At 42.5% G+C, this 24,989-nt stretch carries 23 protein-coding genes and 3 tRNA genes; 20 read left to right on the top strand and 6 right to left on the bottom strand.

Annotation, left to right across the window (positions count from 1 at the left end):
* Positions 1-351 precede the first annotated feature (351 nt).
* Positions 352-2,106, bottom strand: a complete 1,755-nt coding sequence (locus tag SALWKB2_RS01210) for a vWA domain-containing protein (protein ID WP_080690420.1) — start codon at positions 2,104-2,106, stop codon at positions 352-354.
* Between the two features lie 310 nt (positions 2,107-2,416).
* Between SALWKB2_RS01210 and proC the strand changes: the two genes are divergently transcribed.
* From proC to dksA, 3 genes are all read left to right on the top strand, one after another.
* Entirely contained in the window at positions 2,417-3,214 is a 798-nt protein-coding gene (gene proC, locus SALWKB2_RS01205; protein ID WP_025329877.1) for a pyrroline-5-carboxylate reductase, read from the top strand.
* 764 nt (positions 3,215-3,978) lie between these two features.
* Positions 3,979-4,542, top strand: coding sequence for a YggT family protein (locus SALWKB2_RS01200; RefSeq protein WP_025329876.1), 564 nt, complete (start codon positions 3,979-3,981; stop codon positions 4,540-4,542).
* A gap of 162 nt (positions 4,543-4,704) precedes the next feature.
* Entirely contained in the window at positions 4,705-5,121 is a 417-nt protein-coding gene (dksA, locus tag SALWKB2_RS01195) for an RNA polymerase-binding protein DksA (protein ID WP_025329875.1), read from the top strand.
* Positions 5,122-5,337: 216 nt separating this feature from the next.
* Here the strand turns inward: dksA and rnhB are convergent, their stop codons facing one another.
* The 5 genes from rnhB to SALWKB2_RS01170 form a co-directional block, all read right to left on the bottom strand.
* Positions 5,338-5,943 (bottom strand): ribonuclease HII, encoded by a 606-nt coding sequence (gene rnhB / locus SALWKB2_RS01190; protein WP_025329874.1) that lies wholly within the window; start codon positions 5,941-5,943, stop codon positions 5,338-5,340.
* A complete protein-coding gene (lpxB, locus tag SALWKB2_RS01185) occupies positions 5,940-7,112 on the bottom strand; it encodes a lipid-A-disaccharide synthase (RefSeq protein ID WP_025329873.1) in 1,173 nt (390 codons plus the stop codon). The genes rnhB and lpxB overlap by 4 nt, the downstream gene beginning before the upstream one ends.
* A gap of 131 nt (positions 7,113-7,243) precedes the next feature.
* Positions 7,244-7,319: transfer RNA gene (locus SALWKB2_RS01180), tRNA-His, on the bottom strand.
* Positions 7,320-7,338: 19 nt separating this feature from the next.
* Positions 7,339-7,415 (bottom strand) — tRNA-Arg (locus tag SALWKB2_RS01175).
* Positions 7,416-7,453: 38 nt separating this feature from the next.
* Positions 7,454-7,531, bottom strand: a tRNA-Pro gene (locus SALWKB2_RS01170).
* 212 nt (positions 7,532-7,743) lie between these two features.
* Between SALWKB2_RS01170 and folD the strand changes: the two genes are divergently transcribed.
* From folD to murA, 17 genes are all read left to right on the top strand, one after another.
* The gene (gene folD / locus SALWKB2_RS01165; protein ID WP_025329872.1) at positions 7,744-8,607 is read left to right on the top strand and encodes a bifunctional methylenetetrahydrofolate dehydrogenase/methenyltetrahydrofolate cyclohydrolase FolD; all 864 of its coding nucleotides are present in this window, start codon (positions 7,744-7,746) and stop codon (positions 8,605-8,607) included.
* 72 nt (positions 8,608-8,679) lie between these two features.
* Entirely contained in the window at positions 8,680-9,375 is a 696-nt protein-coding gene (locus SALWKB2_RS01160) for a hypothetical protein (protein WP_144353307.1), read from the top strand.
* A 123-nt stretch (positions 9,376-9,498) separates the two neighbouring features.
* Complete coding sequence (gene gap / locus SALWKB2_RS01155; RefSeq protein WP_025329870.1) at positions 9,499-10,527, top strand: type I glyceraldehyde-3-phosphate dehydrogenase; 1,029 nt, start codon at positions 9,499-9,501, stop codon at positions 10,525-10,527.
* Positions 10,528-10,730: 203 nt separating this feature from the next.
* Positions 10,731-12,491 carry a M61 family metallopeptidase gene (locus SALWKB2_RS01145; protein WP_025329868.1) on the top strand — a complete coding sequence of 587 codons (1,761 nt, stop codon included), beginning with the start codon at positions 10,731-10,733 and terminating at the stop codon, positions 12,489-12,491.
* Between the two features lie 43 nt (positions 12,492-12,534).
* Positions 12,535-13,068 (top strand): tyrosine-protein phosphatase, encoded by a 534-nt coding sequence (locus SALWKB2_RS01140; RefSeq protein WP_025329867.1) that lies wholly within the window; start codon positions 12,535-12,537, stop codon positions 13,066-13,068.
* A 105-nt stretch (positions 13,069-13,173) separates the two neighbouring features.
* Complete coding sequence (locus tag SALWKB2_RS01135) at positions 13,174-14,148, top strand: hypothetical protein (RefSeq protein ID WP_025329866.1); 975 nt, start codon at positions 13,174-13,176, stop codon at positions 14,146-14,148.
* Entirely contained in the window at positions 14,145-15,842 is a 1,698-nt protein-coding gene (recJ, locus tag SALWKB2_RS01130; RefSeq protein WP_025329865.1) for a single-stranded-DNA-specific exonuclease RecJ, read from the top strand. Before SALWKB2_RS01135 ends, recJ begins: the two co-directional genes overlap by 4 nt.
* 201 nt (positions 15,843-16,043) lie before the next feature.
* A complete protein-coding gene (gene pilB / locus SALWKB2_RS01125; RefSeq protein WP_025329864.1) occupies positions 16,044-17,723 on the top strand; it encodes a type IV-A pilus assembly ATPase PilB in 1,680 nt (559 codons plus the stop codon).
* A 48-nt stretch (positions 17,724-17,771) separates the two neighbouring features.
* A complete protein-coding gene (locus SALWKB2_RS01120) occupies positions 17,772-19,004 on the top strand; it encodes a type II secretion system F family protein (RefSeq protein ID WP_025329863.1) in 1,233 nt (410 codons plus the stop codon).
* 6 nt (positions 19,005-19,010) lie between these two features.
* The gene (locus SALWKB2_RS01115) at positions 19,011-19,862 is read left to right on the top strand and encodes a prepilin peptidase (RefSeq protein WP_025329862.1); all 852 of its coding nucleotides are present in this window, start codon (positions 19,011-19,013) and stop codon (positions 19,860-19,862) included.
* Entirely contained in the window at positions 19,859-20,473 is a 615-nt protein-coding gene (coaE, locus tag SALWKB2_RS01110) for a dephospho-CoA kinase (protein WP_025329861.1), read from the top strand. Before SALWKB2_RS01115 ends, coaE begins: the two co-directional genes overlap by 4 nt.
* A 5-nt stretch (positions 20,474-20,478) precedes the next feature.
* Positions 20,479-21,231, top strand: coding sequence for a cell division protein ZapD (gene zapD, locus SALWKB2_RS01105; protein WP_025329860.1), 753 nt, complete (start codon positions 20,479-20,481; stop codon positions 21,229-21,231).
* Positions 21,231-21,428: a DNA gyrase inhibitor YacG gene (gene yacG, locus SALWKB2_RS01100; RefSeq protein WP_025329859.1), complete on the top strand. Its 198-nt coding sequence runs from the start codon at positions 21,231-21,233 to the stop codon at positions 21,426-21,428. The genes zapD and yacG overlap by 1 nt, the downstream gene beginning before the upstream one ends.
* A gap of 46 nt (positions 21,429-21,474) precedes the next feature.
* Positions 21,475-22,395: an ABC transporter ATP-binding protein gene (locus tag SALWKB2_RS01095; RefSeq protein ID WP_025329858.1), complete on the top strand. Its 921-nt coding sequence runs from the start codon at positions 21,475-21,477 to the stop codon at positions 22,393-22,395.
* Positions 22,392-23,153 (top strand): ABC transporter permease, encoded by a 762-nt coding sequence (locus tag SALWKB2_RS01090; protein ID WP_038648602.1) that lies wholly within the window; start codon positions 22,392-22,394, stop codon positions 23,151-23,153. The genes SALWKB2_RS01095 and SALWKB2_RS01090 overlap by 4 nt, the downstream gene beginning before the upstream one ends.
* A gap of 54 nt (positions 23,154-23,207) precedes the next feature.
* Positions 23,208-23,456, top strand: a complete 249-nt coding sequence (locus SALWKB2_RS01085) for a BolA family protein (RefSeq protein WP_025329856.1) — start codon at positions 23,208-23,210, stop codon at positions 23,454-23,456.
* A 39-nt stretch (positions 23,457-23,495) separates the two neighbouring features.
* Positions 23,496-24,755: a UDP-N-acetylglucosamine 1-carboxyvinyltransferase gene (murA, locus tag SALWKB2_RS01080; RefSeq protein ID WP_025329855.1), complete on the top strand. Its 1,260-nt coding sequence runs from the start codon at positions 23,496-23,498 to the stop codon at positions 24,753-24,755.
* Positions 24,756-24,989 lie beyond the last annotated feature (234 nt).

Genomic DNA, 24,989 nt, shown 5'->3' with positions numbered 1-24,989 from the left:
AATATTTATTGGTTTTATACATTCAGAATACATACTGCATATCATGACCTGAATAATACAGATTCTGATTGCAGAATATAAACCAGACAAGAGTTGAATTGAATTAAACTAAAAACAATTATTTTTATTACTGAAATAAATTACAACCTTTAAATTACTTCAAGGGCATAAATGTTTGTATCTACCAAATCTGATAATTGTAGTGAGTAAATAAGACTAATTCATAAGCAATAAAAACGAAAAAGCCAGCTTTAAAAAACTGGCTTTTTTTGGTTATTAAACTATCCGGTTCAATAACTCTGTTTATTTTCTCTTAGAAATAGAATTTAATATATGCTACTGAATCATACCTTAGTTGTCTTTATCGTCCAGAGCAGCTGCCTTTCTGACTAATTTTACAAATTCAGCGCGGTAGCCCTGCTTGTCCTCACCTTTGGCATTATTTGCCCAGCTTGCTATCTGCTGATAAGATGTTTTAGACAATTCAGGATTATTACGCAATTTTTGTCCGTATGCAGCCACAGCGGCCATAAACCGTGTTTCTACTCCGGCGCTAGCAAAAGAACTGGCCAGAGCTTTCTTTTCTATAGGCAGGGAAGCCAGTTCACTTTTTTGACCACGTGGTGCTTTCCAGCGTAATTTAAGAAAAGCAATTTCATTATTGTTTGCATTTATAGCTGGTGCTGATTTTTTGTTCTGATAACGTAAAGGATCAATACTTGGTTTACCACCGGCCAGCGTCAGTTCATATAAAACCGTCAGCTTTTTCCCCGCACCAATATCACCTGCATCAACTTTATCATTATTAAAATCTTCCTGCTTTAACTGCCGTTTTTCATAACCAATCTGGCGATACTCAAGTACCTGAGCCGGATTAAATTCGATCTGAGCTTTCACATCTTTAGCTACCGTAACCAAAGTGGCACTCATCTCCTCCTGCAATACCTTTTGTGCTTCTTCGAGGCTATCGATGTAGCTGTAATTACCATTACCTGCATCAGCAATCTGAACCATCATTGCATCATTGAAATTATCATCACCAAAACCAAGTGTAGATAATGTTATACCCTTTTCTTTTTCTCTGCTGACAAATGCTTTCAGCTCTTCTGTGCTATTAATACCAACATTAAAATCACCATCAGTAGCCAGTAATATCCGGTTGATTCCACCGTTTACTTTGCCCCGCTCTGCCATCTTGTAAGCCAGTTGCAGCCCTTCTCCGCCAGCAGTACTGCCTCCGGCTTCAAATTTATCAATAGCAGCCAGAATTTTGGCTTTATTACTACCAGAGGTGGGTTCCAGTGCCACTCCGGCACTTCCGGCATAAGCAACAATAGAAACTTTATCTTGCGGCCGCAGTTTATTTACCAGTAATTTTAATGATTCTTTGAGCAAATCCAGTCTGTCTTCACCATACATCGAACCAGATGTATCTACCAGAAAAACAAGATTCGACGGGGGTAACTGATTAAAATTGACATCATTTGCCTTAATATTAACTCTTAACAGAACCTTATCTGTGTTCCATGGGCTGGGTGCGAGCTCATAACCGGCAGAAAAAGGAGAACCTGTTATTGACGTTAATTTCTCATTCGAAGTACTTGGAAAATAATTAATAAATTCTTCTACTCTCACTGCATCAGGATGCGGCATCCGGCCATGTGCAATAAACCGTCGGCTATTTGCATAACTGGCTGTATCCATATCCAGACTGAATGTACTAACAGGTTCAGTAACTACCTGTTTTACCGGGTTATCAGAATAATTTTTATATTGCGCAGTATCCGGCTGCTGAGTTTCAAATACAGCCCTTAAGCCTGGACTCTGATAGTCTGCCCCCCTGAATCCTATTCTGGAATTATACTCCACGCTGGACGAAGATGGTTTACTCTTCCTAAGAGACAGGCTTTCCTCAGAAAACGAAGTTTTATATCCTGCTGACATGTTTGCATAGTAACCATCTGATTGATTGCTGGTGCTATCCGTACTACTAACCCTATCCCTACTACTGGTGCCAGCCGTATTACAAGCACTCAGTATGCTGGTTAATAACACCAAGACTAAACTATAAGAAGCCTTACGACCTATTGCTTTTATTTTTAACATAAATATTCTTTATTTATCAGATAAAAATACATTATTAACATAACAGTCAAATTAACACCAGTAATTTTATTTGTTTCTTTTCAGCTTTAAAATCAATAAAATCAGTAGAATAAGATATTAATTAATTAATATTCAGCTGCTGAATCTGAAGATGCAATCCATATTGACTTTATCCTTTACACATTGAACCTATAATTAAGCTAATATTGAATATAAAAGTCTTTACAAACCAATATTGTTTAAATTTATTCAATTAAGACAATATTATCGATTAAGTTAATTATTTTTAATAAAAATTGAGGAAAATCTTATGAACGTATATTTTCTTGGCGGTGGCAATATGGCAACAGCTATCGTAGCCGGTATGACTCAGCAAGGCGGTTATGAGATTGAAGTAATTGACCGTAATCAGGATAAACGACAATATCTAAGCGAACGATATCAGGTACGTACCAGTGCTAAATTAACTGAACTGGCAGCCACAGATATCCTGGTACTGGCAGTTAAACCGCAAGATATGCAGCAGGCTACTACCGGTATCCGGCTTAACGGTGCGCTTGTATTAAGCATAGCAGCAGGCTTAACAATAAGTACTTTAAGTCAGTTTCTGGGTAATCACCAGCGTATTATCCGTATTATGCCCAATACCCCCTGCCAGATTGGTCAGGGAATCTCCGGTATGTATGCACCGGCAGGCATAAGTAAAGCAGACAAAACCATAGCAGAAAATATCATGCGCACAACAGGCGAAGTAGTATGGCTGGAAGAAGAAAGTGGCATTAATCGTATCGCTGGTATTAGTGGCAGTGGTCCGGCCTATGTCTTCTATTTTCTTAATGCCCTGCAACAGGCTGCCATACAACAGGGTTTCAGCCCTGAAGAGGCTCATCGTTTAACACTTGATACATTCAAAGGTGCGGTAAATCTGGCAGAACAGTCTGGCACCGAATTTGCTCAACTACAAAAAAATGTAACATCTAAAGGTGGCACCACATTTGCTGCGACTTCAGTTTTTGACCGGCATCAGCTGACACAGGTTGTAATTGACGGTGTTGCTGCCAGTGTTGCGCGAGCAGAAGAAATGCAGCAACAACTTGCACCTTTTTAAAAGTTATTATTTTGATATAGAGTTACATTTTATTAAAAACTTCAGGCGTTTTTATGAAGTACATTAAAGAGTATATTTTTAACATATTCACTTATAATGTACTTCATTTATTGATATTTTATCTTGTTTATATTAAGTATTTAAAAATACTTCAATGTTAATCGACTAATCCAAATCTATATTTCTGGCTTTTACTTAACAAAGATTTGTTTTACATATTTAATTTATTGGTTTTGATTAATTAGTAAAATTAAAATACTTTCTCTCTATGCAATTATTGGCACTGTATTAATCATCAATAAAAATACATCAAATATATTAATCAGCAAAACAAATGTACTCTTGTGAAGGGTACAAAATGAATAAAATAACAATACATGATTTGATTATTAATATAGTTAAAGTAAACCAATATTTACTCGGAGTGCAGAAGAAAAAATTTTATTAGCTGCTACAGATATACTTTAACAGTCAAAGCAAAATTCAAAACCAAGAAAAGCTGCTCATATCATAGCACTGCAATTCAGATCAGATTTTTAGACTATGAATTCCGCCCACAATCAATGGATTGTATTATTACAGCGGTAAACCCGACTTTAAATAAACAAATCATATTTATCAAATATCATTATTTATCTCTTATATTGTATACAATATAATCTTAAGTCAGAATTTGTTTGTTCAAATTTTTCCATAATATAATCCGCCCGAATCTTTTTCTATAAAAAGAAAGTTCAATATCCGTCGGACATTAAAGGCAATATGTGATTAGTAAAACATTATTTTTATTAGCCAGTGCACTGAGTATTATATGCTGGGCCCGGCTTCTGTTACAGTGGGCTAAATTACCTTTTCTGCATCCTCTGGCTCAGTTTTGTGTACGTAGTACCAACTGGCTGGTACGCCCTCTGCGTAAAATTATACCACCATTGTACCAATGGGATATTGCCTGCATTCTGGCTACTGTCATTATTTATTACCTGGCATGTACGTTAAATCTGTTTATCAGCCTTAGATGGGTATTACCGGATATTCGCACTATTGCAGCCAGTCTGGCTCTTTGCATTCTGTTTTCCCTGAAAGCACTGTGCTATGTATTATTCATCGGGCTGGTAATAAGAATGTTTTTAAGTCTGAGCAAACCTTATTCAATACTGCTATTTACCTTGCAACGTATCTATGCTCCGTTAACCCGTCCGTTTGCCTTTATGCGTATTGGTAAATATGATTTTTCTGCGACAATTATTCTGCTTGTGCTCTGGCTTTGTCTCGAATGGTGGCTGCCGCAGGCAAGCAGTAAGATTTCATACTGGCTGATATTCGGATAATGTTGTCGAATGCAAAATTATTAATAAATTATAAAAACATGCTATTATGCCCGAACTTTTTTAACAGCCTGAAATCCAGTATCTGTTATTTTCAAATCCAGATTAAGCTGTCAGTTCCTGAGCTAATTGCTTAATCGAGCTATGCAAAAGAAAGACTGTACAATGGCCAAACTCACAGAACAAGACATCCAGGCCTGGAATGGCCCTGAAGAAGAATACATGAATGAAGAACACCAAGCTTTCTTCCGTGATTTGCTGTTAAAACTCCAGGATGAGCTGATTCATAATGCCAACAATACGGCCGGACATTTACAGGAGCAGGCTACTACGCCTGATCCTGCAGACCGCGCAACACTGGAAGAAGAATATGCATTAGAATTGCGCACCCGTGACCGTGAACGTAAGTTATTAAGTAAAATTCAGGCTTCATTGCGCCAACTAGACGAAGGCGATTATGGCTTTTGTCAGGATACCGGCGAACCTATTGGTCTGAAACGGCTACTCGCTCGCCCTACTGCAACTTTGTCGGTAGAAGCGCAGGAACGACGTGAACGAATTAAAAAACAGTTTGTTGATTAATTTATCTGTTATGGATTAAAAACGCTTTCCTGCCGGAAAGCGTTTTTGCATTATTGCTACATATCATCATTGCGATAATGCATGCCTCACCGCTGATTTGCATAATTATTAACTGCTGCTAATTATTTGATATTAATTCAACAGAAATCATAAAATATTAATATAACAGCGATGTACAGATTAAGCATAAAAGTACAATCCCGCGGTTGAATAGCCTCAGAGACAGTATTTTCCCTGCGCCAGCAAGGCTTTCACAGGTGCAAAATCCTGCCGGTGCTGTGGCAGTACACCAAACTGTTGCAATGCAGCAAGATGTGCGGCTGTACCATAGCCTTTATGACGGGCAAAACCATACTGCGGATAACATTTATCCAGCTCATACATCTCTGCATCACGTGCCGTTTTGGCCAGAATAGAGGCGGCTGAAATAGCGGCTATTTTGAGATCGCCTTTAACTACTGCTTCTGCCGGCAAAGTCATATCAACAGGAATGCGATTGCCATCTATCCACACTTTAGCCGGCTGAATATGCAAACCGGCTACAGCACGAGCCATGGCACGCATAGTTGCAAACAGAATATTAAATTGGTGTATTTCTGCCACGTCTGCTGCAGCTACAGACCATGCAGTTGCCTGCTGCTTAATTAATATTGCCAGCTCATCACGCTTTTTCTCGGACAGTTTTTTTGAATCAGTAAGACCGGGTAAATCATAATCTGCCGGTAAAATAACTGCTGCTGCATATACACTGCCAACTAACGGACCACGACCGGCTTCGTCTACACCGGCATGGCTGGGTAATACCATCAGCTCTGTATTCATATTTGCCCCGTTGCATGCTGCAATACCGCCTGTGCAGACAGTTCATCAGTATTCAAACGCAGCTGCTGATGTAGTGCTGAAAAGTCTGCCTGCAAATCCTGTACTTCCTGTGGCGATTCGTACCAGTGAATCACAGCCTCTGCCAGTTTTTGTGGTGTTGCATTACTTTGCAGTAATTCAGGTACCACACCTCTGTCTAACAGAATATTAGGCAAACCAACATACGGCACTTTAATTTTATGTTTGACATATGCATAGGTTAAAGGTGAGATTTTATAGCTGATTACCATCGGGCATTGGCATAAAGCCACTTCGAGCGTGGCTGTACCGCTGGTAACCAGTGCAACATCGGCTGCCTGACAGGCCATTTCTGCATGTGCAGACATTAAACGTATCGGCAATTTTTGCCACACCGGCTGAGCCAGAATATCCTGCATACGCTGCCGTGTTGCCGCCGTAGCCAGTGGTAGTAAAAACTGAGCCTGAGGATAACGCTGGTGAATAATTTCAGCAGCCTGTAAAAAAATCGGTGCCATGAAATCAATTTCACTGACCCGGCTGCCCGGCATTAAAACAAACACTGGAGCCTGTTCAGACAGTTTCAGCTGCTGCCTTTTCGCCTTTCTGTCAATAACCAGTGGCAAAGTCTGAGCAAGAGGATGTCCGACAAAACGTGCCCGTCCGCCTGCCTGCCGGTATAGTTCCGGTTCCATCGGAAACAGGCATAATACCTCGTCCACCTGTTTAACAATCTTTTTTACCCGTTTACGCCGCCATGCCCAGACAGACGGACTGACATAATGTACGGTAGCAATACCGGCCTGTTTTAAACTTTCGGCAACACCCAGATTGAAATCCGGTGCATCAATACCGACAAATACCTGTGGTTTGATTTGTTTCAGTGAACGAATCAGGCCGCGACGAATGGCCAGAATTTCCGGTAGTTTTTTGACAACTTCAACAAAACCGCGTACTGCCAGTTTTTCCTGATCATAGAGACTTTGTATTCCGGCTGCCAGCATCCGCGGTCCGCCAATACCAACGAACTGTACCCGCGGATATCGTGTACGAATCGCATTCATCAAATGGGCACCCAGTAAATCACCAGATGCTTCGCCGGCACACAAGGCTATGGTTAAAATGGGAAGTTCAGTTGCAGCTTTATTCATAGCAGGATAGCAGTTTTATAAGCAACTATTATAGTAAGACGTAATAGATAGCAAGTTTAGCAGGCGATAGTGTATTCCCGAAGGGTACCATAAAAATTAAAAGCCCAAGCAAACGGCTTGGGCTTTTATATTGGGGTGGCTGATGGGGCTCGAACCCACGACAACTGGAATCACAATCCAGGGCTCTACCAACTGAGCTACAGCCACCATAAAACTTTTCAAACTTTGGTGCGCCCGACAGGAATCGAACCTGTAACCCCCGGCTTAGAAGGCCGGTGCTCTATCCGGTTGAGCTACGGGCGCGTACTCTCAAATCTATCCGGACAAGGATTCGGTCGATATGGTCGGGGTGGTGGGATTCGAACTCACGACCCTCTGCTCCCAAAGCAGATGCGCTAACCAGACTGCGCTACACCCCGACGAGAGAGGCGAACTATACAGCCATGAAAAACTATCGTCAAGAGGTAAAGTAAATTTTTTTGCCATATTTTTGAAATATGGCTGATTTATATGAACAGCTATATATAAAAGCAGATGAAACCGCTTAAAAAAAATGCGACAATGCTATTCTTGTAAATATTAGCTGATAGTTACCTGCCATCAGCATAATCTTTTTCTCTGGAATTTTCTCATGACCGCTCAACTCATTGATGGTAAAAAAATTTCTCAACAAATCCTGCAAGAATTAACCATTCGTGTACAGCAGCGTCTGGATAATCAGCTACGCCGCCCCTGTCTGGCTGTGGTTCTGGTTGGTGAAGATCCGGCCAGTACAGTATATGTACGCAATAAAAAGCGTGCCTGTGAAACCATTGGTTTTGAATCCCGCAGTTACGAGCTGCCTGTACATACCACAGAAGCCGAATTACTAGCCTTGATTGACGAAATGAATGCAGATAATGGTATAGACGGAATTCTGGTGCAATTACCACTGCCTGCACATATTGACAGTCAGCAGGTACTGGAACGGATTGTGCCTCATAAAGATGTAGATGGTTTTCATCCGTATAATGTTGGCCGGCTGGCGGTAAAAATGCCATTAATGCGTCCGTGTACACCTAAAGGGGTAATGACATTACTGGATGCCTGTCAGGTACCAGTCACCGGTAAAAAAGCTGTTGTAGTAGGCGCTTCAAATATTGTCGGCCGACCGCAGGCGTTAGAATTACTTCTGGCACGTGCGACAGTCACAATCTGTCATAGCGCCACCCGGAATCTGGCACAGGAAGTTGCTGCTGCTGATATTGTGGTTGTAGGCGTCGGCATTCCGAACTTTGTTAAAGGTGAATGGATTAAACCCGGGGCTGTAGTAATAGATGTGGGAATTAACCGTCTGGAAAACGGACAGTTGTGCGGGGATGTAGAGTTTGATGCAGCCAGAGAACGTGCTTCTATGATTACACCGGTACCGGGCGGAGTAGGCCCTATGACCATAGCTACCTTAATGGAAAACACATTGAAAGCAGCAGAAATTCACAATACAAAACAATCGTGATGTTATCGGTAAAGCTATATTGTGTATTGATTACACACTAATATCAGCCATCATACAAAACAACAAACATGTTTGCTTGGTAAAATAGACATACCAGTCTTCTGCCCTGTACTTGATTATGATGCGATAGAATGGCTACCGGTTAAAACAGCTATCCTTATTTATAACCCTAATTGTGGTATTGACCTGATGTATCAATTTTTTCTGGACGCCTGTGCTGCTCTGCGCCTGCGCTTTTATCCCAAAACACATTATCGTTACAATCCATTAATCTTCGTTACCGTTTTACTTGCGCTCGGTCTGATGAATATGGCCAATATGTCACAGATTCTGGGACGGCAAACCGGTATAACTATCTTTGTCATTGTGTTAACAGTGGTGCGCTGGGGTGTTCTGAGCATGGTAATGGAGATCATTCTGGGCTATTACAATAAGCAGCCAGGACACTGGTATGGTTATGTACTGGCCACTGAGGTGCTGATCCTGCCTACACTGGCCACACTATACTGGCCACAGGTATTAGCCACTCCGGGGTCTTTATGGCTGCTATGGACATTGGTAGTACAGATCTTTGGATTTGTCCGCATCAGTCAGCAAAATATATTTAAAGTATTTTTGGGATACATTATCTATTTCTTAATTACCTGTCTGGCCGGAGGCATACTGCTATTATTATTCAGCGCCATGGGCTGGGTGGATATTAACAGCATGTCAGATGCATTTCGGCAAATGCTGGAAGCACAGTCAGCTGGAACAGGTATGCGCTGATACAGATGTGGAAACAGACTGGTTCAGCTATAATACAAGATGTTTTTGGTACGGTTTAAACCATTTCGCTCTGTACATCCCGAATTTGCCTGATTGGTTTTGTTGATTTAAAAAGGAACAAGCATGACGTTAAAAGTTGCCATTAATGGTTATGGCCGTATTGGCCGCCAGGTATTGCGTGCAATCTATGACTATAACTTGAGCAACCAGTTGGAAATTGTTGCGGTAAATGCCAGCGGTTCACTGGAAACCAGTGCACACCTGACAAAATTTGATACAGTTCATGGCCGTTTTGCCGCAGATGTTTCATCTGATAATGATGCTTTAATTATTAATGGCGACCGCATCCGTTTTTTTTCTACCCGTAACCCGGCAGAATTACCCTGGGGTGAACTGGGTATCGATCTGGTGCTGGAATGTACCGGTGCTTTTACTACCAAAGAAAAAGCCAACATTCATTTACAAAGTGGTGCTAAAAAAGTTTTGATTTCCGCACCCGGCGGTGCCGATGTGGATGCTACCGTGGTATACGGAGTTAATCATCAGGTATTAACACCGGAAATGACAGTAATATCCAATGGTTCTTGCACAACCAACTGTCTGGCACCGGTGGCAAAAGCCATTAACGACGAACTGGGAATGGTAAAAGGCTTAATGACAACCATTCATTCATTTACCAATGATCAGGTACTGACTGATGTTCGCCATAAAGATTTACGCCGTGCCCGCAGTGCTGTTGAAAATCTGATTCCAACCAAAACCGGAGCAGCCAAGGCTGTAGGACTGGTATTACCGGAATTACAGGGTAAGTTTGATGGCTTTGCAGTACGTGTTCCCACAATTAATGTTTCACTGGTTGATTTAACGTTTGAAGCCGCTCGTAACACCAGTGTCGAAGAAGTTAATGCTATAGTTAAAGCAGCCAGTGAAGGCAGTATGAAACATATTCTGGGCTACAATACTCTGCCATTGGTTTCCACCGATTTTAATCATACAACTCAGGCTTCCATATTTGACAGTACATTAACTAAAGTTACTAATGGTAATATGGTAAAAGTACTGGCGTGGTACGACAATGAATGGGGCTTTAGCTGCCAGATGCTGAATACTGCACGTGCTATGTTTGGCATGAAAGTTACACCACTCGCTTAACCCGTTTTACCAGCAGAAGTACAGGCTGTCTGAATCCGCTTATATAGGCTTCAGACAGCCTGAACCTATTGTGGCAAACAGAATCAGTACCTGTTTGCCATACAAACACCAGAACAAATTCAACCAAGTTAATATTAATCTTGGCAATTTTTCTCTGACAGACAACGCTGATATTTCTTTTCCGCTTCATTGAGGCACAAATTATGCTTAACTATCATTTGCAACCCCATTCTCTGACTCAGCATCTGTGGCAAGTACGCCTTAGTTTTACACAACTGGATAATCAGAATTTCAGTCTGAGTTTACCTAGCTGGGTACCCGGTAGTTACATGATTCGTGATTTTGCCCGTCATATTGTCACTTTATCAGCCAGTTGCAACAATACACCGGCATCAGCTGAACAGATAAATAAAAATACCTGGGCTTGCAACGGACAGGCAGGTAAATGGGAGATCACTTATCTGGTATATGCTTTCGATACTTCTGTGCGCGGCTCTTTTTTAAATACTGAACGAGGTTTCTTTGACGGTGCCTGTCTGTTTTTACGTCATAATCAGCGTGAACAGGAGAACTGCCAGTTAATCATTACCGGCCTGCCTGAAAACTGGGATATTGCCACTACCATGCCGCAAACATCACAACCCCATGTTTATCAAGTGAATAATTACCGCTCTTTAATTGATTATCCGGTAGAAATGGGCTATTTGCTGCGTCTGCCATTTAGTGCAGGCGGCATTGAACATGAAATTGTTATCAGCGGCCATTTCTCATCTTTTGATCAGCAGCGTCTGGTAGATGATGTAAGCAAAATATGTGCCAGTGAAATTGCTATGTTTGCCGCACCGGCACCGTTTGAACGCTACAGCTTTTTACTTTTTGTCGGAAATGGCATTTATGGCGGACTGGAACATAAATCCTCCTCTGCCCTCATGGCCGACCGGCATGATCTGCCGCAAAAAGACGGAAAAAATAACGACGCTTATATTACATTACTGGGTTTGTTCAGCCATGAATATTTTCATGCATGGAACGTAAAATCTATTATTCCTTCTGCATTTTTAAACAGCAAACTGGATGATGAAGCTTATACAAAGCTGTTGTGGGCTTTTGAAGGTATCACTTCCTATTATGATGACTGGTTTCTGGTACGCAGCGGTGTGATTACACCAGAGCAGTATCTGCAATTACTGGCCAAAACCATTACCCGCGTGCAACAGGGTGCCGGCCGTTTAAAGCAAAGTCTGGCAGATTCCAGCTTTACTGCATGGACAAAATATTACAAACAGAATGAAAACAGTGCCAACAGTATTGTCAGCTATTACCAGAAAGGCGCACTGGCAGCTCTGTGTCTGGATCACTATATCCGCCGGCATACTGGCCAGCAAAAAAATCTGGATGATATTATGCGTGCCCTGTATCAGGACTGGCGTCAGCGGGGTATGGGGCTGGCTGAAAATGAATGGCTGAAAATAGCCCAGCAAGCTACCGGAATAGACTTAACTCAAGTTTATCAGCAATACATTATGACCACGGCAGACTTGCCTTTGGCAGAACAATTACAGCAGGCTGGTGTACAGCTCCACTGGGCTGCCTTGCCTCGCCAGCATGGTGGCGCATATGTTGAGCATTATTCCGTTGCCGAACAGCCCAGTGCAGATCTGGGTGCCCGCGTTCAGCCAGCCTCATTCGGTGTCAGCCTGCAACAAGTATTTAATCAAGGCAGTGCCGAGAATGCAGGTATGAGTGCCGGTGACCAGCTGATTGCTATTAATGATGAAATTATTACCGATTTTAATAAGCAATGGGCACGTATTCATGCTGGTGAAACAGTACGGATACATTTCATCCGTGACGGTTTACTGCGACAGACTACTTTACTGGCACAGGCAGCATTAGCTGATACTGCGTTGCTGAGTATTGATAATGCATTGCTATTAAAGAGTTGGTTACAGCCACAGCCTTAAATTCATCCGCATACTTTTACCGTTATCTTTCTATGGTTTTAGAATGACAAGAATAGCAAATATTTTTTTATGGTGCTGCGTGTGTTTCATTATCAGCAGTTGTCAGTCTTATGCTAATTCTAATCAGTTACCCGGCAATTTTTATAAAGTATCTGATGATGTATACCGATCTGAACAACCCTCTTTAAAAGAGGCTGAACAGCTTAATAAAATAGGGATTAAAACAATAATTAACTTGCGTTCATGGCATAGTGATCAGGACAAAATTGCTAATACGGACATGTCTGAAATCCGGATTGATATGCGGGCTGAGAATATAACCGATGAAAAAATCATTCAAATTCTTAAAGCTATTAAAAACTCGCCTAAACCAGTATTAATTCATTGCTGGCATGGCAGTGATCGCACAGGAGTAGTTATTGCGATGTATCGGTTAATTTTTCAGAATTGGACTAAAAAACAGGTTATCGAAGAATTAATGAAGCCGGAATTGAATCATCATTACAAGATTTATCCAAACATACAAAGATATATCCAAGATGTTGATGTTGAAAAAATTCGTCAGGCTGTATTTTAATAACTCCATGATGGAATGAATGAAAAGTATAGTATCAAATTAACAATCTGATTTGATAAAAACTCAAAGTGATATTGATTTTTATACTGGGAATATTGTGTATTCATGTCTGCAGATTTAAGTATAACTCTCGTTCTGCCGGGTTTATTATGGCCTCATCAGGAAGCTGCGGTACCTGACTTACAGCTACCGGCACTGAATACCCTGCGGCAATGGAGCAAATATACATTACAAACCATAAACAGAAGTCAGTTATATCAGCAATATCTGTGGGAAGGTTCATGGGTTCAACAGGCTCAGCAGCAATTAAACCTAAACCCGGAATATTGCGGCTTTATTGTCACACCTATAAACCAGACAGCCGGCATGCATCAGCTTCAGTATCTTGACGGAAATGCTCTTGGTCTGAATCCAGAAGAGGCAAAATCTTTCTGTGAAGTTTTGAGTACATGGTTACAGCGAGATGGCTGGCGGTTTTTTCCGGTCAGACCGGATTTATGGCTAGTTACCACGCCACAGGTACTTGATTTTACCCTGTCATCTTTACTTGATTTGTCAGGCTGCATAGACGGTACCGCCAAACCTTCGGGTAAAGATGCAACTCTGATTCTGCAACAGCAAACTGAGCTGCAAATGTTGCTGTATCAGCATCCACTGAATCAGGAGCGCAGCACACGCGGTCTGCCCACGATTAATGGTTTATGGTTTGAAAAAGACCTTATTGGCACAGCAAAGCACGACACACTACTTTATACCAATAGTTCGTGGGCATTGCATGCGCATGAATTACTGCTAAATTACGCAGCATTAATGGATACTCTGTCAGATTCAGGCCAGCAGGAAATTGTATTGTTTAATGATAGTTTATGCTTACCAGTAAATCAGGGTGATGTTTATACCTATGCACAAATAATGCATCAATGGGAACAAGACTGGTGGCAACCTTTGCTGTCAGGATTAAAAAACAGACATATCAGCCAGCTGAATATCCGCTGTGAAGCCGGATTGCTTCAGATTCGCAAGCCCAGATTTCGTTTGTTCCGGATTAAAACCCAACCTTTTACCGGATTGAATTTATGAAGCCGGCACATATTATTACCCGTTCGGTAGATACTGATGCTCTGCAAACTCTGCTTGCTCAGGGTGTTGATCCTCTGCTGGCCAAACTGTATGCAACACGAGCAATTAAAAACAAAAGTGAAACTGAATACAATTTATCTGCGCTGTTACCGTTTCAGAATTTGAAAAATATTCAGGCCGCCAGTGAACGACTGGCTCAGGCAATCGAACGGCAGGAAAAAATTCTGATTGTTGCCGATTATGATGCAGACGGAGCCACAGCATGTGCCTTAGGGATGCGCGGATTACAGGCAATGGGAGCGCAAACTGATTTTTTCGTCCCCAACCGCTTTGAACATGGTTATGGCTTAACTGAACAAATTGCTGAGCTTGCAGCTCAGACAGGTACGAACCTGCTGCTTACCGTGGATAATGGTATCGCCAGTGTAGCCGGCGTACAACGCGCACAACAGCTAGGAATGGACGTCCTGATTACTGACCACCATCTGCCGGGTGAACAACTGCCTGAATGTATTATTGTTAATCCTAATCAACCAGGTGATCAATTTCCCAGTAAAGCATTGGCTGGTGTGGGTGTGATGTTCTACGTACTAATGGCTTTGCGTTACCATCTGCGCCAGCAAAACTGGTTTAGTAAACATCCGGAACCCAATCTTGCTCAATGGCTTGATTTGGTGGCACTGGGCACCATCGCCGATGTAGTACCTCTCGATCAGAATAATCGCCTGCTGGTAGCTCAAGGGCTCAGACGAATTAAAGCTGATAAAATGCAAGCAGGAATTCGTGCCTTGTTTGCAGTGGCCAAACGCAATCCGCAACAGGCACATGCATTTGATCTGGGTTTTGCTATCGGACCCCGTCTGAATGCTGCCGGCAGACTGGATGATATGAGTCTGGGTATAGCCTGTCTGTTGAGCGATGATATGGAAAGTGCAACCGATCTGGCCAAACAACTGAATGATCTGAACCATGAACGTCGTCAGATTCAGCGCAGCATGCAGGATGAAGCTAATCTACAACTGGCCGGCTTCAATACAGAAAACAGCTATAGCATCGTTGCTTATCATGATAACTGGCATCAGGGAGTAACCGGAATTTTAGCAGGCCGGTTACGCGAAACCTTTCATCGACCCAGTATTGTTTTTGCTCAGGCGGAAGATGGTACATTACGCGGCTCCGGCCGGTCTATTACCGGTTTACATCTGCGTGATGCACTGGATATGGTCAGTAAGCGCCGGCCGGATATTATCCAGAAGTTTGGCGGACATGCTATGGCTGCAGGCTTAAGTATTTCCGAAATACATCTGGCAGCTTTCCAAAATGAATTTGAGGCAGTCTGCCGGCAACTCATCCGGCCGGCGGATTTAAACTATACGTACCAGACTGATGGTTCATTAGACAATCAATATCTGAACTTAGCCACAGCACAGCAATTGGCGGCTCTGGTATGGGGCCAGAATTTTCCTGAACCTCGTTTTTGCGATGAATTTAAAGTAATCAGACAACAAATAGTGGGTACCGGCCATATTAAAGCAGTGTTACACAAGAACAACTGTGAATATGAAGTTATGTTTTTCCGCTGTACAGCCACCTTACCGGAACATATTCGCGTGGTTTACCGGCTAATTGCCAACCAGTGGCACCAGCAAATGGAATTACAGTTATATGCAGATTACTGGGAAATTTGTAATTAAACCGATATATAGGCTGTTTAAATACACAAATTCACTTATAATTAGCACAATTAAACATTAACATGAATTTACTCTGGTCTTTTATCTGATACAGGTTAGAAAAAAGTGTGCTGTATGCAGTAATATTTCAGTCAAACCTGAACAGGTACAGCATTTACCAGAATGTAAACTCAGAAGTTATGGAGACGGGAATTAATTTGTATGAGTCTTGGACTGATCAGGGTTTTATATAAGCACCAGATTATTGACGCAGAAAAAGCAGAAAAACTGCGTCAGGAACTGGAACAAAAACGTCCGGTTATACCGGCACTACTACAATCTGGAGCCATCAATGCTGATAAACTGGCCAGCTTTCTGTCCGGTGTATTCGGTATTCCTTACCTGAATCTGGAGCCATATAATCAAAGTCTGGTACCGCTGGATTTAATTAATCTGAAAATTATGCAGCAATACATTTGCGTGCCGCTATTCAAGCGCGGTAATCGACTGTTTTTGGCTGTATCTGATCCTACATCAATTCAGCATTACCAGAAAATTGCCACAGATGCCGGCTGCGTACTGAATCTGGTTATAGTCCGCGATAGTCAGTTACGCCAATTACTGGAAAATCTTGGTCAGGAATCCACCAACCTTCTAGAAGATATGGATTCAATTGGTGACTCCAGTGCTGTAGAAAATAACGCCATGTCTGCAGATGACGAAGATGGCGAAAATGGACCAATTGCAAAATTTGTTTTTAAAATACTAGGTGATGCATTAAACAGCGGCGCATCAGATATCCATTTTGAATTTTATGAAGAAATGGCACGAGTACGCTTTCGCGTTGACGGACAGTTGCGTGAAGTGGTACGTATGCCACTGAATATTCGCGGCCAGATCGCTTCACGTATTAAAGTAATGGCCAAACTGGACATTTCAGAAAAACGTATTCCTCAGGACGGACGTATTCAGGTTCAGTTCCGTAAAGGTGCCAAGCCGATTGATTTCCGTGTCAGCACACTGCCCACTCTGTTCGGGGAAAAAATTGTAATGCGTATCCTGAATTCGGATGCGGCTACTCTGAATATTGAACAACTTGGTTTTGAGCCATTTCAGAAAGAATTACTGCTTGAGGCCATCCACCGGCCATATGGTATGGTGCTGGTTACTGGCCCTACCGGTTCCGGTAAAACCGTATCACTGTATACCTGCCTTAATATTCTTAATACCGACAGTGTTAACATTTCCACTGCTGAAGACCCTGCGGAAATTAACCTGCCTGGTATTAACCAGGTAAATGTTAATGATAAACAAGGACTGACATTTGCTGCAGCGTTAAAATCATTTCTGCGCCAGGATCCGGATATCATTATGGTGGGGGAAATCCGTGATTTGGAAACCGCAGATATTGCCATTAAAGCTGCACAAACCGGCCATATGGTATTTTCAACTCTGCATACCAATAATGCCCCTGCTACATTATCCCGTATGCTGAATATGGGCGTTGCGCCGTTTAATATTGCCAGCTCAGTAAATCTGATTATGGCACAGCGTCTGGTGCGGCGTTTATGTACCTGCAAGGCACCGGCAGAGCGTCCGCCTGAATTTGCACTGAAAAAAGCAGGTTTTTCAGATGAAGATCTCGCCAAAGAATGGACATTCTACCGGCCAGTAGGTTGTGAAAGGTGTAAGGGTAAAGGTTATAAAGGACGTGCCGGCGTATATGAAGTTATGCCGGTCAGTGATGAAATGCAACGTATTATCATGAATAATGGTAATGAAGTTGATATCAGCACTCAGGCGCTCAAGGAAGGGCTAGTTGATTTACGCCATGCCGGTTTACTGAAAGTCATGGAAGGCATTACGTCTCTGGACGAGATTCTTGCTAGCACTAATGATTAAAACTGATTGTTCGCCTATACAATTAAGTCAATACTGTGAGAGAACACTATGAATAAACCCGTAGCAGTATCCAAAACCAAATCCTCCGGAACCAGTTTCAGTTTTGAAGGCAAAAACCTTAAAACTGAACAGATTGTACGCGGAGAAGTTGTCGCGAAAGACGAGGCTGATGCACGCGCCAAGCTAACCCGGCGTCAAATTCGTGTAATACAGATTGCCAAGGTCAAAAAACAGCGCCAAAAGAAAATTAGTCAGGCAGATATTACCGTCTTTACCCGGCAGTTATCCACCATGATGAAATCTGGTCTGCCTATGATGCAGGCTTTCGATATTGCAGCCAAAGGCCATTCCAACCCGGCAATGACCCAGCTACTGTTGCAAATCCGCTCTGATGTTGAGCAAGGTACATCTCTGGCAGAGTCTTTTTCTAAACATCCGAAATATTTCGATCATTTTTACTGTAATCTGGTGCATGCGGGTGAAGCCGGTGGTGTACTAGAGGCTATTCTTGACAAGCTGTCGGTATATAAAGAAAAAACTCAGGGTATCAAGAAAAAAGTTAAAAGTGCCTTGACCTACCCAGCTGTGGTAGTAGTCGTAGCAATCGCACTGGTAATCGTCATGATGATGTTCGTATTACCTTCATTTGGTAAAGTTTACGAGAGTATGGGCGTACCATTACCTGGTTTGACTCAGTTCATGATGAATATTTCCAATTTCTTTGTACATTACGGCATATTTGTCATCATTGCACTGATAGGTGGTGTAATTGGCTTATTTAAGTGGTATCAGAACTCAGATGATCTGAAAAAACGTTTTGATTATATGCTGTTAAAAATGCCTATTTTCGGCCAAATCGTTCGTAAAGCCACCATTGCACGCTGGTCTCGTACAACAGCAACTCTATTTGCAGCAGGCGTACCATTGGTAGAAGTTCTTGATTCAGTTGCCGGAGCTTCCGGTAATATTCGCTATGAAGAAGCTACTCAGGAAATCCGTGCCAAAGTTAATCAGGGTATTTCTCTTACCTCAGCCATGCAGGCAACAGAGTTGTTTCCGAACATGGTGATGCAAATGGCTTCAATCGGTGAAGAATCAGGTTCTTTGGATGACATGCTCAATAAAGCCGCAGAATTCTATGAAGAAGATGTAGATACTGCCGTTGCACAACTGTCTTCATTGATGGAACCGATTATTATGGTTGTACTTGGTGGTATTGTCGGGATAATTCTGGTTGCCATGTATTTACCGCTATTTAATATCGGTAATGCTGTAGGTTAATACCTGATGTTAACTGATACTCTGTTTTTTAGCGTCATTGCATTAATATCGGGATGTGCTGTTGGCAGTTTTCTGAATGTAGTGATCTATCGTTTACCCATTATGATGGAACGAAGCTGGCAGGCAGAAGCACGAATGGCATTGCAACTGCCTGCAGAACACACCAGTCACTTTAATCTCTGTGTTCCGCATTCAGCCTGCCCGCACTGTCAGCATAAAATCCGCTGGTGGCAGAATATACCTCTTGTCAGTTATATACTGCTACGCGGACGCTGTGCTTCATGTTCAGCATCCATCAGCCCACGCTATTTTTGCGTGGAATTATTAACCGGTATTGCATTTGCTGCAGTAGTCTGGCGTTATGATGTCACACCTATTGCTGCGGGCGGTCTGATACTGACTGCCGCACTGATTGCACTGACCTTTATAGATGCCGAAACCCAGCTGTTACCTGACCAAATCACCTTACCTCTACTCTGGCTGGGTTTACTGTTTAACTGGTATTGTGAATTTGTTCCCTTAGCTTCTGCTGTCTGGGGTGCTGCATTAGGCTATCTGAGCTTGTGGTCACTTTTCTGGTTATTCAAACTACTAACCGGTAAAGATGGTATGGGTTATGGTGATTTTAAACTACTGGCTGCCCTTGGTGCGTGGATGGGTGCTTCTGCATTGCCTTTAATTGTATTTATGGCAGCAATTGTCGGTATTATTGCTTCACTTATTCTCAGAGTTGCCCGCAGCCAGCCTATGGCTTTTGGTCCGGCACTGGCCATTGCAGGCTGGATTGTGTGGATGACAAACAGTCAGATTAATCAGTTGATTCACTGGTGGCTGCGTCTTTCCGGGTTTAGTACATGACGTTCTGGATAGGTCTGTCCGGGGGCATAGGTAGTGGAAAATCTGCCGTAGCAAGCTGTTTTACTGCTCTGGGCATACCAGTACTGAATGCAGATGAAATCGCACACCAGCTTACTGCTCCTGGTGGTCTGGCTTTACCTGAAATCCGCAGACAGTGCGGGAATAATCTGTTTCTTACTGGCGGCACTCTGGATCGGCCAAAACTGCGTAATTGGGTGTTTGCCGATTCACAGAATCGTATTCTGCTGGAAAATATTCTCCATCCGTTAATTCTGCAAAGTCTTCAGCAAGCAAAACAGCAAATCGTTTTGAATCAGCATTATGGAATTATTGAAATTCCTTTACTGGCAGAAAAACCGGAATTTCAACAACTGGTACAACGTATACTCATTATCGAAGCACCGGTTAACATATGTATTCAAAGAGTTCGGCAGCGCAGTAATCTGGACGAATCAACAATCCGTGCTATCATGGCGCAGCAGGCTGACAGTAATAGCCGGAAAGCCATTGCCGATGACATCATTATCAACGATGGCAACTGGCAGGAACTAAACCGGAAAGTTATCCAGCTGCATCATTTCTATCAAGCTCTAACACCAGCCAAGTTATGACAGATATTATCCATTTCGAACATCCTTTGTCTGAGCGCGTCCGTAATTTCCTGCGCATAGCACATTTGTTCAAACATTTCCATGAAGTAGTGATACGCAGTGAAATCTGGGCACATCATTGTGCATTATTCTCACTATTCGAAATCATGGAAGCAGCAGCACGTGCCGAATTGAAACTGGATATTCTGCAAGAACTGGAACGACAAAAAAGTCTGGCCAGACAACGTGGTGAAGAAGGTAAAAATGTCCTGGTAGATATACAAACTGCAATTACAAATCTGCAAAGTGTTCAGCAAAAATTCGGACAGCATTTACGCGAAAATGAATGGCTGATGGCAATCAAGCAGCGCATGTTCGTACCCGGCGGTACCAGTCCGTATGATTTGCCTTCCTATTATTACTGGCAGCAAAAAAAGCCGGCAGAACGTGAATTACAGTTACGCCAGTGGATCCAGAGTCTGTTACCTACTTATGAAGCCATCAAATTGCTACTGGAAATTCTGCGTCAAAACAGTCTGTCTGTAGACTGTCTGGCAACAAGCGGAAGTTATCAGCATAACAGTCTTGGACAGAACATTCACCTACTAGGAATTAATGTTTCCCAGAATGCCACTGCACTGCCAGAAGTATCTGCTAATAAATATTTTACCCATATTCGCTTTTTACAGGCATCACAACAACAGGCACGTGGCCAGGTTTTAACCACTGATATACCATTTACTCTGGTCATGTGCAGCTTTGATCCGGTAATCAAATAATGACTGAAAAAATCACCACTGTAATTTGCCCGATATGCGGGAAAAATGTTGACTGGACTCCGTCCAGCCGCTTTCGTCCGTTCTGTTCAGAGCGTTGCAAAATGATTGATCTGGGAGCATGGGCTAGTGAAAATTATAATCTGCCAGCCGATGAAGATCAGCCGCTAAGTGAAGAAATAACACCATCAAAGCATTGATAAACAGCGGCAAATATCACTTATAACCTTACAAATATTCAATTTTATGACTTCCCCTGCTCTTTGTATTAAACAAGCAGTAAAAACCTATGCTAATGGTTTTACTGCTTTAAAAGGTGTCAGCTTTAGCGTCCAGCCCGGTGAATTTTTTGGTTTACTCGGTCCTAACGGTGCCGGCAAAACTACTCTCATTTCCGCAATGGCCGGACTAAGCCGCCTGACTTCCGGACAAATCAGCATTTGTGGTCATGATGTACAACTGGAAGCAAACACTACCCGTAAACTTCTGGGTGTCGTTCCGCAGGAACTGGTTTTCGATCCTTTTTTTAACGTACGTGAAGCACTGAAGTTTCAGTCCGGCTATTTTGGTCTGCGTAATAACGATGACTGGATAGATGAAATTATCGCCGGTCTCGGACTGACAGATAAAGCCGACACAAACACACGTAATCTGTCTGGCGGGATGAAACGCCGCGTTATGGTTGCTCTGGCATTAGTACACCGACCGCCCGTTATCGTACTGGACGAACCCACAGCCGGAGTAGACGTAGAATTACGTCAGAATCTGTGGCAGTTTATTACCCGGCTGAATACAGACGGCCATACCATTATTCTAACCACACATTATCTGGAAGAAGCACAATCATTATGCAATCGCATCGCCATGCTGAAACATGGCGAAATTGTCGCACTGGACAGCACACGCAATTTGCTGGATACCGAAACAGAATTACGGCTGGCATTAACTACAGATCAAACATTACCGGATAATTTACGTCATTATCTGATTAAAGAAGATGATAATAACCATTATCTGCTTAAACTCGCTGACTACAACCAGCTAACAGCCTTATTACAAATTCTGCAGACTCAGAGAATTAACGTTATCAATCTAAATATTCTGGAAAACGATCTGGAAAACGTTTTTCTGCGCCTGACCAGTGACCATGCGAAAGGCACAAAATGAATACAATTGGTTGCTACACCCTTTTTAAAAAAGAAGTATTGCGATTCTGGAAAGTAGGTTTTCAAACTTTATCTGCTCCTATCCTCACCGCCTTGCTGTATCAGCTGATATTTGCTCATGTAATGCAGGGGCGTCCTGATATATTACCGGGAGTCAGTTACAATGTATTTCTGATACCGGGCCTGGCTATGATGTCCATGCTGCAAAATGCTTTTGCCAACTCATCTTCCAGCCTGATTCAGTCACGGATTACCGGTAATCTGATATTTATTCTGTTGCCGCCATTGGGTACCATTGCTTTCTTTTGCGCTTATGTCGGCGCTTCCATCCTGCGCGGACTGATGGTAGGTATTGGAGTCATAGCAGTAACAGCTTTTTTCGGATTAACCATGCCACATCATATTGGCTGGATAATAACATTTGCACTGCTCGGATGTGCCATTATGGGTATGTTTGGCTTACTTGCCGGCATTGTTGCAGAAAAATTTGATCAGCTGGCCGCTTTTCAGAACTTTCTTATCATGCCTTTAACATTTCTGTCCGGTGTATTCTATTCTATCAACAGCCTGCCTGAATTCTGGCGTTCACTCAGCCATTTCAATCCGGTTTTTTATATGATTGACGGCTTCCGTTTTGGTTTTTTCGGCCAGAGTGATTCCTCTCCCTGGCTTGCACTAACAGTAGTCGGCAGCTTTGCTATCGTCCTGTGTTTTCTTGTCTGCGGCATCCTGAAATCAGGCTGGAAATTACGCAATTAGACACAGCAAAACGCTATAATAGCCGCCTTATTAATAACTATTCCGGAGCACGTTATGTTAACACCAGAAGAAGTTAAAACCATGATTGCAAACCTTCTACCTTGTGAATATCTTGAGGTTGAAGGTGATGGTCATCATTTCTTTGCCCGGATTGTATCCAGTGCCTTTAACGGAAAAAACCGGCTGGCACGCCATCGTATGATTAAAGACGGGTTAGCGCAGCAGATTGCCAGTAATGAATTACATGCACTATCCATTACCACTGCCGCCACTCCTGACGAATGGGCTGTCAAACAGCATTAATCCGGCAAACAGACACTATTGCCATAATTGAGAATCCATATGGAAAAATTAAAAATCCGTGCTAACGGCGCATTACACGGTGAAATTGTTATTTCCGGCGCTAAAAATGCCGCTTTACCTTTGTTATGTGCCTCCTTACTGACTCGTGATACCCTGCATCTGGCCAATGTGCCCATGCTTCGTGATGTTAAAACCACCCAAAAACTGTTACAGGGCATGGGAGCACGTGTACTTACAGATAATATTCAGGAATTTGAAATAAACTGTAACAGTATCAATAATACCTGTGCACCATACGATCTGGTTAAAACCATGCGTGCATCTATTCTGGTACTGGGTCCCACACTGGCACACTTTGGTGAGGCTCAGGTCAGCCTACCCGGAGGCTGTGCCATCGGATCGAGACCGGTAGACCAGCACCTCAAAGGGCTTGAAGCCATGGGGGCAGAAATCAGTATTGAGCATGGTTATGTCAAAGCCCGGGCAAAACGTCTGCAAGGTGCACATATTGTTATGGATATGGTTACCGTAACCGGCACAGAAAATCTGTTAATGGCTGCAACACTGGCAAACGGAACGACTATTCTGGAAAATGCTGCCATGGAACCGGAAGTTACCGATCTTGCCGATTGTCTGGTTAAAATGGGTGCCAATATTCAGGGAATAGGTACACCTACTCTTACCATTACCGGTGTAGAAAAGTTACATGGATGCAGTCACCGTGTCGTTCCCGACCGCATAGAAGCCGGAACTTTTTTGTGTGCAGTGGCTATGACCGGCGGCAAAGTCGTTCTTAAACATGCTGCACCTAAAACCATGCAGGCCATTCTGGAAAAGCTGAGTGAAGCCGGTGCAATTATTGAAGCCGGTGACGATTGGATCAGCATCGACATGCAACAGCGTCCCAAAGCTATCGATATCCGCACCCTCCCCTATCCGGCATTTCCTACCGATATGCAAGCACAGTTTATGGTAATGAATAGTATTGCCAGCGGTAACAGTAAAGTAGTAGAAACCATTTTTGAAAACCGTTTTATGCATGTACCCGAACTTAATCGCATGGGTGCCCGGATATCCGCTGAAGGTAATACTGCAATTGTGGAAGGTGTGGAACAATTATCTGGTACAACTGTTATGGCTACCGATTTACGCGCTTCTGCCAGTCTGGTACTTGCCGGTCTGGTAGCCAGTGGTGAAACTACAGTTGAACGTATTTATCATCTTGATCGCGGCTATGAAAATATAGAACAGAAGCTAGGCGGAGTGGGCGCAATTATTGAACGTGTCAGCGACCATTAATCATCAGTAAATCGCAACGACATATCCGCATATATATCCGGATATGTCCTTTTATACATTACAAAGCAATTAAAATTCAATTTGTCATAATTTAAATTCATAAATATATTAAATAATTTAAAAATAAAATTAATTATGCATAATTTTTAATAAAAACAGATATTTACATAATAAAAAAATCATAGTATTTTAAAAAAATATAAATTGTTTGATATAAATCAAATTTTATACCGG

Source organism: Snodgrassella alvi wkB2 (assembly GCF_000600005.1).
Taxonomy (GTDB): domain Bacteria; phylum Pseudomonadota; class Gammaproteobacteria; order Burkholderiales; family Neisseriaceae; genus Snodgrassella; species Snodgrassella alvi.
This window is presented reverse-complemented; position numbering and strand designations above follow the sequence as displayed.